We start from the raw sequence: 12365 nt of genomic DNA, 5'->3' as shown, positions 1-12365 counted from the left end.
ACGCATCGCTCTACTGCACCAGTTCCTGCCTCGCCACCTCGACGATCCATTCGACGAACGCCGTCAGCGCCGCCGTCGCGCGCGGCTGCGGATAGACGATCGACACCGGCACCGGCGCGCAGCGCGCGTCGGCCAGCACTTCCTTCAGGCGCCCGCTGCGCAGATACGCGGCCACCGCGAACTCCGACAGCTGGATCAGCCCGAGCCCTTCCAGCGCGCATTGCAGATAGGCCTCGGTTTCGTTGACGGAGAAACGCGCCGGCAGCGTCAGCGCCTGATCCTCGCCGTCCACGCGAAACCGCCACTCCATCGGCCGTCCCGTCGCGCCGGACAGATAGTTGACGACGCGGTGCCGCCCCAGCGCCTGCACCGACGCCGGCTCGCCGTACCGCCCCAGATAGCGCGGCGACGCGCAGGTGATCCAGGCCAGCTGCCCGAGCCGGCGCGCGACCAGCGACGAATCGGCCAGCTCGCCCGTACGGATCACGCAGTCGATGCCTTCGTGGATCAGGTCCGCGGGCCGGTCGCTCATGCCCAGCACCAGCTCGATGTCGGGATGGCGCGCCTCGAATTCGGCGAGCCGCGGCACCACCAGCGCGCGGCCCAGCACGCCGGGCATGTCCACCCGCACGCGGCCGCGCGGCGTGCCCGCGCCGGCCGACAGGTCGCGCTCGGCCTCGGCGATCTGCGCGAGGATGGCCCGGCACGACGCGAGGTAGCGCTCGCCCGCCTCGGTCAGGCTCAGGCTGCGCGTGCTGCGCCGGAGCAGCGGCGTGCCGAGCTGCGCCTCCAGCTGCTTGATCGTGGTGGTGACCGACGAGCGCGGCATCGACAGCGTCTGCGCGGCCTTGCTGAAGCCGCGCGCCTCGACCACGCGCACGAACGTCGCCATTGCCTGAAGTTTGTCCATGCCGGTGCGCCCCGCGAGAAAGATCCGCTCACTCTAGCCGAACCCGCTTGGCACGCGGAACGGCCCGGCCGGTTCGGCGCGCTCGCGTTCTGCATTCCGGCACCGCGAACAATGGCGGCCCGCCACGCCACTAGACTGCCCGTCATCCGATTTCCTCAGCGATTACATCCCCGAAGGAGAACCGCATGACAAACCAGGAAACCATTCTCGTGCTGGGCGCGGGCGAACTCGGCATGGCCATGGTCCGCGGCCTCGCGCGCCGCGCCGGGGCCGCCGGCCGCGTGTCGATCTCGGTCCTGCTGCGGCCGTCCACGCTCGCCTCCGACGATCCGGCCAGGCGCCGTGACGTCGCCGAACTGCGCGCGCTCGGCGCCGAGCCGGTGGCGGGCGACCTGGCCGCGCAATCCACCGACGAACTCGCCGCGCTGTTCGGCCGGTTCGACATCGTGATCTCGTGTACCGGCTTCGTCGGCGGCCCGGGCGTGCAGGTGAAGCTCGCGCAGGCCGCGCTGGCGGCCGGCGTCAAACGCTACTTCCCCTGGCAGTTCGGCGTGGACTACGACCTGATCGGCCGCGGCAGCGCGCAGGACCTGTTCGACGAGCAGCTCGACGTGCGGGATCTGTTGCGCGCGCAACGACGCACCGAATGGGTGATCGTCTCGACCGGCATGTTCACGAGCTTCCTGTTCGAGCCGTCGTTCGGCGTGGTGGATCTGGCGGCGCGCCGGGTCAACGCGCTCGGCGGCCGGGACAACGCCGTGACGCTGACCACGGCCGACGACATCGGTGCGCTGACGGCCGAGATCGTGTTCACCGAGCCGCGCATCGCGAACCAGGTGGTCCATGTGGCCGGCGACACCATCAGCTATCGCGAGCTGGCCGACACGCTGGAGCGGCTGCTTGGCCGGACCTTCGAGCGCCGCGAATGGCGCGTGCCCGAACTCGAGCGGCAGCTGGCCGAGGCGCCCGACGACGCGCTGCGCAAGTATCGCGTGGTGTTCGCGCAAGGGCGCGGCGTGGCCTGGGACAAGACGCGGACGTTCAATGCGCGGCACGGCATCGAGGTCTGCACGGTGGCGCAGTGGGTTCGGGCCAATCTGCTGGCGCCGGCCTGAAGCCGGTCTCACAGCATTCGAAACCGGTTGTGCACGCAGTTATCCACGCGCGGCGCCATCCCCACAGGTTTTGGCCGGCGCGTATACGCAAGTAGTAGTAGTTAACAAAAGGCGGCCGTCGCTGTGGATAACCGCGATTCCGCCTTGTCGATCAGCGCTGTGCGATCCGCATAACCGGGCGGGAACCGGGCGAACAAGCGCGGCGAGCACGGAACAACTTTCCGCACAGCCGGTGGATAGTCGGGTTTTGCCCAAATTGTCCACAGCGAATCCCCTGTGTCGCGCTGTGCGGCGGACGGGATGGCGGCCTAGCCGCGCGTGACGGCCAGCGCGTTGGCGAGCGCGGCGTCGTCGACGCCGTCGGTCGGCGCGACGAGCGCGTAGTTGTAGCCGCGCTGCGAACCGTATTGCGCGACGAGCGCGCCGTCGCGGCGCGAGCCGTCCTTCAGCAGCAGGCGCTGGCCGCCCGGCGGCCGCACGTAGAAGCTGACCGCGTGGCCCGCGTCGTCCTCAAAGAGCACCATCGCCGCCGGGCCGTCCTCGGTCGCGAACAGGCGCCCGCCCACCGGCGTGAAGCCGGCCCCGCTCAGGTCGGGCAGCCGCACCGTCTGGCCGACCGCGCGATCGAGCCACGCCTGCAGATCGGCCGCCTGGTGCGTGGCCAGATCCACGCGCGCGCTGCGGTCCACCACCATCCGGTAGGCCGCCAGCGCGTCGCCCATCGGCGCCGCCGGCATCGCGAGCGAGGCGAGCGCCTCGGCCCCGGCGCCGTGCATCTGCCAGCCGCGCATCTGCCAGCCGGCACCGCCGCCGAGCCCGACGCTCAGCACCAGCGCCGCCGCGATCGCGAAGCGCGTGCGGCGCCGCGTGTCGCGCCGCTCGCGCAGCGCGGCCGGATCGAGTTCGCGCGTGGCGGGCGGCAGCGCGACGCCGTCGAGCGCCGCGCGCAGCTGCTGCGCGTCGCGGCGCCACTGGCGCACCTGTTCGGCGCGCTCGGGATGATGGTCGAGCCAGCGCTCGACCGCCGCGCGCTCGTTCGCGTCGAGGCGGCCGTCGACATAGGCGTGGAGATCGTGGTCGTCGGGCGGAATGTTCATTTCATCAATCGCAGCGAGGGAGCGGGAGATTCGCCGTCGCCGAGCGCGCGCAAGGCGGCGCGCGCGCGCGACAGGCGCGACATCACGGTGCCGATCGGCACCTCGAGCAGTTCGGCCACCTCGCGGTAGCTGAAACCTTCCACCGCCACCAGCAGCAGCAGGCTGCGCTGCTCGGCCGTCAGCTTGCCGAAAGCATCGAGCATCGAGCGCGCCATCACCTGATCCTCGGCCGACGGCCACTGCGGCTCGTCGTCCTCGCGGATCCGGCCGAGCAGCCCGGCGTAGCGTTTCGCGCTGCGCCGCGAATCGAGGAACTGGCGGTACAGGATCGTGAACAGCCAGCTGCGCAGCGCGTCGTCGTCGCGACGCTCGCCCCAGTGGGTCAGCGCGCGTTCGAGCGAGGCCTGGACCAGATCGTCGGCCGCGTGGACGTCGCGGGTCAGCCACAGCGCGAAGCGCCGCAATCGCGGCAGCAACTCGCGCAGGCAATCGTCGAGGTCGGCTGAGGACATGGTGGGCCGCCGGGCGGCACGGGTGGATGTCGAGGTGAGACGACGGTCAGCGCAGTTTATTCCCGAAATGCGGGCTTTGGCGTCGGGCGACCGGCTGGGTGGATGGTTTGATCGTCGGTCATGCCGCTGCCGGGCACGGAGAAAATATGCGGCCGCGATGGAATAAACCACCGGGCCGGTCGTCTCACCCGAGTCCCCTCAACGACCGAAGGTCAGGAGCGAATTCCATGACGCATCCTCCCCCATCCAGCCCGCGTGGCGGCCAAGCCTGGCGCTGGGCCGTGATCGGCGGCACCGTCGCGGTAGCCGTCGCCGCGTTCGGCTATACCGCTGGCTGGTTCGCGCCGCACCGGCTCACGCCGCAGCGCATCATCACCGCGCTGCAGGCCAACGGCGGCGAGCATCCCGGCTTTCGCCGCAACCATGCCAAGGGCATTTGCGTGACCGGCTACTTCGAGAGCAACGGCGACGGCGCCGTGTGGTCCAGCGCGCCGTTCTTCGGCGCCGCCGTGCGCACGCCCGTGGTCGGCCGCTTCGCGCTGCCCGGCGGCAATCCCTATGCGCCCGACACCAGCGTGCCGATCCGCAGCCTTGCGCTGCGGCTGACCGCGCCCGACGGCCAGCAATGGCGCACCGGCATGAATGCGATGCCGGTGTTCCCGATCGCGACGCCGCGCGCGTTCTACGAGCAGACCGTCGCGACGCGGCCTGACCCCGCCACCGGCAAGCCCGATCCGAAGAAGGTGGCCGCGTTCTTCGCCGCGCATCCGGAGACGGCCGCGTTCCGCGCCTGGGTGAAGACCGCCAAGCCGAGCGCGAGCTTCGCCACCGAGACCTATTACGGCATCAACGCGTTCTATTTCGTGGACGCGCAGGGCATGAAGCACGCGGTGCGCTGGCGCGTGGTGCCCGAGCAGACCGCCGGCGCCGGCGTGGCGAGCGGCGCGAACGTGCTGCAGCCCGACCTGGTCGAGCGGCTCGGCGCCGGGCCGCAGCGCTGGCACTGGCTCGTGACGTTCGCGAACCCCGACGACCCCGTGAATGACGCGACGCGCAGCTGGCCCACCGATCGCAAGACGATCGACGTCGGCACGCTCGTGCTCGATCGCGCCGAGGCGCAGGACAGCGGGCCGTGCCGCGACATCAACTACGACCCGACGGTGCTGCCCACCGGCATCGAGCCGTCCGGCGACCCGCTGCTGGCGGCGCGCTCGGCCGCCTATGCCGATTCGTACAAGCTGCGCACCAGCGAGGAAGCCGGCGTGCCCGGTTATGCCCATGCCGCGACGGAGGCACGATGATGAACACGACTTCTTCTCCTTCGGGATTCAGCCCGCTCGCGCGGGCGCTGCACTGGCTGATGGCCGCGATGATCATCGCGATGCTGTTCATCGGGGTGGGCATGGTGGGCTCGGTGTCGGCGCGGCACGCGGTGCTGGTGGCGATTCACAAGCCGCTCGGGATCGCGATCCTGGTGCTGGTGATCGTGCGGCTGGTGGTGCGGTTCACGCGCAAGGCCCCGCCGCTGCCTGACGATCTGCCGATCTGGCAGAAGGCGGCCGCGCACCTGTCGCATTGGGTGCTGTACGGGCTGATGCTCGTGATGCCGTTGATCGGCTGGGCGATGCTGTCGGCCGGCGGGTATCCGGTGGTGCTGGGCGGCGGGGTGCAGCTGCCGGCGCTGGTAGCGGCGGACCCGGTCGCGTTTGCGTGGCTGCGCAATGCGCATGAGGTGCTGGCGTTCGTGCTGTTTGCCACCGTGGTGGTGCATCTGGCCGCGGCGCTGTTTCATGGGCTGATCCGGCGCGACGGGGTGCTGGGGAGTATGGCTCGGGGGCGGTGAAGCGCTTTGGCTTGGCTTCGGTATCGGTTTCGGCCGATTTGATTTGATGGCGCGCCCGCTGATGCGGGCGTGCTTTGCACTTTTACTCCACCGCTTCAATGACGTCAGAGTCTTGCATGAATTAATGGCAACGGTCTAGTTATTGAGATAACTAAGTGCCAACAGCGGCTTTGCGCGCTCGAGATCATCCAAGGTACGAAGAATCAGCTCTACATTCCCGGTCCCCCAGTGGCCGATTTCGCTGACGTCGCGACTGAATCCTTCTTCAAAAGTCACTGATGATGAGTCGAGTTTTAGCATTATTAAAAGCCGACCGGGATAAACAATAACGCAGGCGAAGTTTTTTATTTTTCGAAAGGCAGTGTAAAGCTTGAGATGATTTTCTTGGACATCTTCTCCAAGTGAGAACAAGTATCCAGTCACCTGGGCGTGCAATTCAAGAATTTCGGGAGAGGCTAGTGCAAGTTGTTCTTTCAAGGATTTGTCTTTGCCGATAGCTTTTGATTTCTCCGGTGGCAACTCCCTGGCAAGCTCTTGAGACGCCGGCTTGGCGCTGGTTACATCAGGAATGCTCTGAGAATTAACTAATTCAAGCAGCAGTAGATCTTCATCGAACAGCTTGTAACGAATCAGTTCGATATTACGCTGAATTTGCTGAACGGCATGCTGATCGTATCGTGTGAAATCGGCAGCGATGCATAGCAGACGTGTTCCCGACCACTCAATTTGATTCGCGGTTTCTTTGCCAAGCTTTTCCATCACCAGCCAGCGGAATTCGGCTCGGTGATCAAGCAGCCAATCTAGGTAGAACAACCCTTGGGTTATGACGTTTTCGTTGCTTTGGCGTTTGTACTCGATGATAACGGGGCATCCATTTTCATCAAGCCCGAGCGAATCAATGCGGCCTTTATGGGTTTTTCCGGTGGCATACTCAGTGGCAAGGAATCTAACGCCAATGAGAGTTGGCATGTTTGATTCGACTACATTCTGGAGATTTTTTTCCAATTTGGCAGTTTGACCGGATAATTCGGTTGCTCTGCCGTTGGATAAACGAAATAACTGAATGTCACTCATATGGCTCGCCCGTACGCCATGGCATCGAGAATATATAATATAGAAATGGCCCATAACCTGTTAGGTAATGGGCCAGCTTTTCTTATGGTTTGATCACATCATTCTCAAACATCAATATTCCCCGCCCGCAGCGCATTCGACTCGATGAACGCCCTTCTCGGCTCCACCTCATCGCCCATCAGCGTCGTGAAGATCCCGTCCGCCGCAATCGCGTCCTCGATCTGCACGCGCAGCAGACGCCGCACGTTCGGATCCATCGTCGTCTCCCAAAGCTGCTCGGGGTTCATCTCCCCCAGCCCCTTGTAGCGCTGCTTCGACACGTTGCGCTCGGCATCCGACATCAGCCACTGCATCGCGCTCTTGAAGTCCCTCACGGCCTGGCTGCGTTCGCCGCGCTTGATCAGCGCGCCCTCGCCGATCAGGTCCTTGAACGTATCGGCGGTGCTGACCAACTGCTTGTAGTCGGCCGTGAGCAGGAACTCCTCGTCGATCACCGAAATCCGCACGTTGCCGTGATGCGGCCGCTCGATGCGCAGCGACCAGTGCTCGCGCACCTCGTCGTAGCGCGTCTTCACGCGCACCTCGTTCTTCATCGAGTCGCTTGCGAGCATCGCGGCCTGCAGGGCCTCAGCCGACGCCGTCGCGGCCTGCTCGCCGGCCAGGTCGATCGCCACGCCGTCCATGATCGCCTCGAGCGCGGCCGGGTCGTACAGGCGCCCCAACCGCGCCACCACGCCGCGCGACAGCAGGTACGAGCGCGCCAGCGCCCCGAGCGCGTCGCCCGAGATCGCCGCCGCCTCGCCGCCCGGCTGCAGCTCCGAGCCCTGCAGCGCGAGCCGCAGCATGTGCGCGTTCAGCTCGCCCTCGTCCTTCAGGTAGCGCTCGTCCTTGCCGGCCTTCACCTTGAACAGCGGCGGCTGCGCGATGTACACGTAGCCGCGCTCGATCATGTCCGGCATCTGGCGATACAGGAACGTGAGCAGCAGCGTGCGGATGTGCGCACCGTCCACGTCCGCGTCGGTCATGATGATGATGCGGTGGTAGCGCAGCTTGTCGAGGTTGTAGTCCTCCTTGCCGATCCCGCAGCCGAGCGCGGTCACCAGCGTGACGATCTGCTCCGACGACAGCAGCTTGTCATAGCGCGCCTTCTCGACGTTCAGCACCTTGCCGCGCAGCGGCAGGATCGCCTGGAACTTGCGGTCGCGGCCCTGCTTCGCCGAGCCGCCGGCCGAGTCTCCCTCGACGATGTAGATCTCGCACTTGGCCGGATCCTTCTCCTGGCAGTCGGCGAGCTTGCCCGGCAGGCCGACGCCGTCCAGCACGCCCTTGCGGCGCGTCATCTCGCGCGCCTTGCGCGCGGCGTCGCGCGCGCGCGCGGCCTCGACGATCTTGCTGCAGATGATCTTCGCGTCGTTCGGCGTCTCGAGCAGGAACTCCTCGAGCGCCTTGGCCACCACTTCCTCCACCGGCGCGCGCACCTCGGACGAGACCAGCTTGTCCTTGGTCTGCGAGCTGAACTTCGGCTCCGGCACCTTCACCGACAGCACGCACGAGAGCCCCTCGCGCATGTCGTCGCCCGAGGTCTCGACCTTGGCCTTCTTGGCGATCTCGTTGTCGACGATGTACTTGTTGATCACGCGCGTCATCGCCGCGCGCAGGCCGGTCAGGTGGGTGCCGCCGTCGCGCTGCGGGATGTTGTTGGTGAAACACAGCACGTTCTCGTTGTAGCTGTCGTTCCACTGCATCGCCACTTCCACCCCCACGCCTTCCTTCTCGCCGATGATGTGGAAGATGGTCGGGTGCAGCACGGTCTTGGTCTTGTTGATGTACTCGACGAAGCCCTTCACGCCGCCCACGAACGCGAAATCGTCTTCCTTGCCGCTGCGCTGGTCGGTCAGGCGGATCCGCACGCCGTTGTTCAGGAACGACAGCTCGCGGATCCGCTTGGCGAGGATGTCGTAGTGGTATTCGACGGTGCCGAAGATCGTCGGATCGGCCATGAAATGCACTTCGGTGCCGCGGTTCTCGGTCTCGCCGACGACGGTCATCGGCGACACTTCCACCCCGTTGCGCGTCTCGAGCTCGCGGTTCTGCGCGACGCCGCGGTGGAACTCCATGAAATGCTTCTTGCCGTTGCGGCGCACCACGAGGCGCAGCCAGCTCGACAGCGCGTTCACGCACGACACGCCCACGCCGTGCAGGCCGCCCGACACCTTGTAGCTGTTCTGGTCGAACTTGCCGCCGGCGTGCAGCTCGGTCATCACGATCTCGGCGGCGCTGCGCTTGGGCTCGTGCTTGTCGTCGAGCTTCACGTCGGTCGGGATGCCGCGTCCGTTGTCGGTGATGGAGATGGAATTATCCGCGTGGATCGTCACGTGGATGTCGTTGCAGTAGCCGGCCAGCGCCTCGTCGATCGAATTGTCGAGCACTTCGAACACGAGGTGGTGCAGACCGGTGCCGTCAGACGTGTCGCCGATGTACATCCCGGGCCGCTTGCGGACCGCTTCCAGACCCTCGAGGATCTGGATCGACGAGGCGCCATAGCTGCTGTTGTCGGGCTGCGAATTGTGCTGTTCAGTCATGGATGTCTTCCGGTTCTGCTGGCCGCCACGAAGTGCTGCGGCCCGGTGCTTCTGTCAGGAAAACGAGGCCCGTCGAATGATCCGCTCGCGCCATTTCGGGGTGCGAAACGGGTGGTTCGAAACGGCGATCCGGCCGGGAAACGCCGCGCGAGACGGCTGGCCGGGTGCGGGCCCGCATTTGCCATAAAAACGCCAAAGGGGCGTGGCGCCCCTTGGTGTGTCGGTGTATCGAGCGCGCTCAAATGCGCATCGGCATGACCACGTACTTGAATTCGTCGATCTCGGGAATCGTGATCAGCGCGCTCGAGCTGGCATCGCCGAGGCTCACCTGGATGTTCTCGACCTTCAGGTTCGCGAGCACGTCGAGCAAATACGTGACGTTGAAGCCGATGTCCACCGTGTCGCCCTGGTACGCGATCTCGAGTTCTTCCTGCGCCTCTTCCTGATCGGCGTTGGTCGACATGATCTTCAGCTGGCCCGGGGCGATGATGCAGCGCACGCCCTTGAACTTGTCGGAGGTCAGGATCGCGGCGCGCTGCAGCGAACGCTGCAGTTCTTCACGGCCGATCGTGAACGTGTTCTTGTGCGCCTTCGGGATCACGCGCTGGAAGTCGGGGAACTTGCCCTCGACCAGCTTCGAGACGAGCTCGACCTGGCCGAACGTGAACTTCGCCTGGGTCTGCGCGATGTCGATGTTGACGACGTCGTCGATGTCCTCGAGCAGGCGCTGCAGTTCGAGGATGGTCTTGCGCGGCACGATCACTTCCTGGCGCGGGAACGTGCCGCCCTCGATCTTCATCGACGAGTAGGCGAGGCGGTGGCCGTCGGTGGCCACGGCCATCAGCTGGTCGCCATCCACCACCAGCAGCATGCCGTTCAGGTAATAGCGGATGTCCTGCTGGGCCATCGCGAAGTAGACCATCCCGAGCAACTGGCGGAACGCCTTCTGCGGCACCGCGAGGCTCGCGCCGAAGTCCTTCGATTGCGCAACGGTCGGGAACTCGTCGGCGGCCAGCGTCTGCAGCGCGAAGCGGCTCTTGCCGGACTGCACCGTCAGGCGCTTGTCGGCGAGCGACAGCGTGACCTGGCCGTCGGGCATCGCGCGCAGGATATCGAGCAGCTTGCGGGCGGCCACGGTGGTCGCGACCTGTTCGCCGCCAACGCCGAAATCGGCGCGCGTGGTGATCTGGAGTTCGAGGTCGGTCGACAGGAACGATACGTCGGAACCCGTCTTCGTGATCAGCAGGTTCGCGAGGATCGGCAGCGTATGGCGGCGTTCGACGATACCGCTTACGGTTTGCAGCGGCCTGAGGAGGGTGTCTCGTTCGGTCTTGACCAGTTGCATAGAGTTCCTTCGTTGAATTAACGGCCTGCAAGCCACGCAACGCCCACCCGGCGGGCCGCTGCCTTCCCGCCGCCAGGGCGGTCATAAACCTGTATTGTGCCTCAAAACCGAACCGCCCCTTTCAATTTGACCGGGATCGGCGTATTACATCGCGCGCGCGAAGGTACCGGCCCCGCGCGCCGCGATCATCCCTTCAGCGTCTGTTCGAGCACGTGCAGCTCGTGGTTCAGCTGGGCATCCTTGCCGCGCTCGTCGGCGATCTTGCGCACCGCGTGCAGTACCGTGGTGTGGTCGCGTCCGCCGAACAGCTCGCCGATTTCGGGCAGGCTCTTCTGGGTCAGCTCCTTGGCCAGGTACATCGCGATCTGGCGCGGCCGTGCGATGTTCGCCGGACGCTTCTTCGAATACATGTCGGCGACCTTGATGTTGTAGAAATCGGCGACGGTCTTCTGGATGTTTTCGACCGAAATCTGCCGGTTCTGCACCGTCAGCAGGTCCTTCAGCGCTTCCTTGGTCAGCTCGATCGAGATCTCGCGGCCGTGGAACTTCGAATACGCGAGGATCTTGCGCAGCGCGCCCTCGAGTTCGCGCACGTTCGAGCGCAGGTGCTTGGCGACGAAGAACGCGACGTCCTCGGACAGGCTCACGCCCTCCGACTGCGCCTTGCGCATCAGGATCGCGACGCGCATCTCGAGCTCGGGCGGCTCGATCGCCACGGTCAGCCCCGAATCGAAGCGCGAGATCAGGCGGTCGTCGATGCCCGAGATTTCCTTCGGGTAGGTATCGCTGGTGATGATCACCTGCGCCTTGTTGGCGACCAGCGCCTCGAACGCGTAGAAGAATTCCTCCTGCGTGCGCGACTTGCCCGAGAAGAACTGGATGTCGTCGATCAGCAGCAGGTCGAGCGAGTGGTAATAGCGCTTGAAATCGTCGAACGCCTTGCGCTGGTAGGCCTTCACCACGTCCGACACGTATTGCTCGGCGTGGATGTAGCGGATCCGCGCGCCGGGCTTGTCGAGCAGCAGCTGGTTGCCGATCGCGTGGATCAGGTGGGTCTTGCCGAGGCCGACGCCGCCGTAGAGGAACAGCGGGTTGTACGACACGCCGGGGTTGTCGGCGACCTGGATCGCCGCGGCGCGCGCGAGCTGGTTGGCCTTGCCGGTGACGAAGTTGTCGAAGGTCAGGACCGGGTTCAGCTTCGAGCGCTCGTAGGTCGAGTCGGCCGCGTCGCCGGCCGCGGGCGCACCGCTGCCGGGCCGCCAGGTGCGGCGGCCGGCGGCGGCCTCGTGCGCGGTCAGGCTCGGCAGGTCGAGGTCGGCGGCGTCGTCGGCGTTCAGCGCGGCGGCCTGGGCCGCCGCGTGGGCGGCCGCCTGCGCGGCCTGCGCCGCGGCGACGGCCGGATTCGGCGTGGCGTGGGCGATCACCTCGGGCGCCGCTGTCGGCGTCGCGGCGGCCGTCGGCGCCATGCCGGTGGCCGCGGCGGTCGCGCCCACCGACGGCCGCGGCGCGACCGCCGGTGCGGCACCGCGCGCGCCGGCCTTCGGGTCGAGCACGAACTGGACGTCGATCGGAGCGTTCCAGAAGTCCCGGGCCAGATCCGAGATCCGGCCCGAAAACTGGCTCTTCACCCAGTCGAGCTTGAAGCGGTTGGGAGCGGCAATGGACAGCGTCTGCGCGGCGGCGTCGAACGCCACCGGCGCCAGCGGTTTTATCCACGTCACGTACTGCTGGGGCGTCAATTCACGCTCCAGCAGGGCGGAACAGTGTTGCCAGAAATCGTTCATCGAGTTGCTGTCGTTCTTGGGTTGCACAGCGGCACGAGGCCGCCCTCGTCGCGGGTCGGCAACAAGGCCCGGTGCGGCCGAGCGAGCATGCTCCGGAGGCGCG

10 protein-coding genes are annotated in these 12365 nt (G+C 66.2%); 3 read left to right on the top strand and 7 right to left on the bottom strand.

The genetic code is table 11. From position 1 onward, the window contains the following. Nucleotides 1-10 precede the first annotated feature (10 nt). Nucleotides 11-910 carry a LysR family transcriptional regulator gene (locus bpln_RS00045; RefSeq protein WP_055137813.1) on the bottom strand — a complete coding sequence of 300 codons (900 nt, stop codon included), beginning with the start codon at nucleotides 908-910 and terminating at the stop codon, nucleotides 11-13. 185 nt (nucleotides 911-1095) lie between these two features. On the opposite strand from bpln_RS00045, the gene bpln_RS00040 reads away from it, so the two are divergent. Further along, nucleotides 1096-2025: an aromatic alcohol reductase gene (locus tag bpln_RS00040; protein ID WP_055137812.1), complete on the top strand. Its 930-nt coding sequence runs from the start codon at nucleotides 1096-1098 to the stop codon at nucleotides 2023-2025. A gap of 308 nt (nucleotides 2026-2333) precedes the next feature. Here the strand turns inward: bpln_RS00040 and bpln_RS00035 are convergent, their stop codons facing one another. Then, the gene (locus tag bpln_RS00035) at nucleotides 2334-3122 is read right to left on the bottom strand and encodes an anti-sigma factor (protein WP_055137811.1); all 789 of its coding nucleotides are present in this window, start codon (nucleotides 3120-3122) and stop codon (nucleotides 2334-2336) included. Continuing rightward, entirely contained in the window at nucleotides 3119-3634 is a 516-nt protein-coding gene (locus bpln_RS00030) for a sigma-70 family RNA polymerase sigma factor (RefSeq protein WP_055137810.1), read from the bottom strand. Before bpln_RS00030 ends, bpln_RS00035 begins: the two co-directional genes overlap by 4 nt. A gap of 227 nt (nucleotides 3635-3861) precedes the next feature. On the opposite strand from bpln_RS00030, the gene bpln_RS00025 reads away from it, so the two are divergent. Both bpln_RS00025 and bpln_RS00020 read left to right on the top strand, forming a co-directional pair. Continuing rightward, entirely contained in the window at nucleotides 3862-4935 is a 1074-nt protein-coding gene (locus bpln_RS00025; protein ID WP_055137809.1) for a catalase family peroxidase, read from the top strand. After that, a complete protein-coding gene (locus tag bpln_RS00020; RefSeq protein ID WP_055137808.1) occupies nucleotides 4932-5477 on the top strand; it encodes a cytochrome b in 546 nt (181 codons plus the stop codon). Before bpln_RS00025 ends, bpln_RS00020 begins: the two co-directional genes overlap by 4 nt. A gap of 135 nt (nucleotides 5478-5612) precedes the next feature. Here the strand turns inward: bpln_RS00020 and bpln_RS33430 are convergent, their stop codons facing one another. The 4 genes from bpln_RS33430 to dnaA form a co-directional block, all read right to left on the bottom strand. Next, entirely contained in the window at nucleotides 5613-6551 is a 939-nt protein-coding gene (locus tag bpln_RS33430) for a DUF5655 domain-containing protein (RefSeq protein ID WP_082465156.1), read from the bottom strand. Between the two features lie 104 nt (nucleotides 6552-6655). Next, entirely contained in the window at nucleotides 6656-9133 is a 2478-nt protein-coding gene (gene gyrB, locus bpln_RS00015; RefSeq protein ID WP_042623432.1) for a DNA topoisomerase (ATP-hydrolyzing) subunit B, read from the bottom strand. A gap of 238 nt (nucleotides 9134-9371) precedes the next feature. Then, the gene (gene dnaN / locus bpln_RS00010) at nucleotides 9372-10478 is read right to left on the bottom strand and encodes a DNA polymerase III subunit beta (protein WP_042623431.1); all 1107 of its coding nucleotides are present in this window, start codon (nucleotides 10476-10478) and stop codon (nucleotides 9372-9374) included. A 185-nt stretch (nucleotides 10479-10663) separates the two neighbouring features. Continuing rightward, entirely contained in the window at nucleotides 10664-12262 is a 1599-nt protein-coding gene (dnaA, locus tag bpln_RS00005; RefSeq protein WP_055139408.1) for a chromosomal replication initiator protein DnaA, read from the bottom strand. Nucleotides 12263-12365: the final 103 nt, after the last annotated feature.

The sequence above is a fragment of the Burkholderia plantarii genome (genome assembly GCF_001411805.1).
In the GTDB taxonomy this organism is placed as follows: Bacteria; Pseudomonadota; Gammaproteobacteria; order Burkholderiales; family Burkholderiaceae; genus Burkholderia; species Burkholderia plantarii.
The sequence above is the reverse complement of the archived record's forward strand: the minus strand, read 5'-3'. Positions and strand labels throughout refer to the sequence as shown.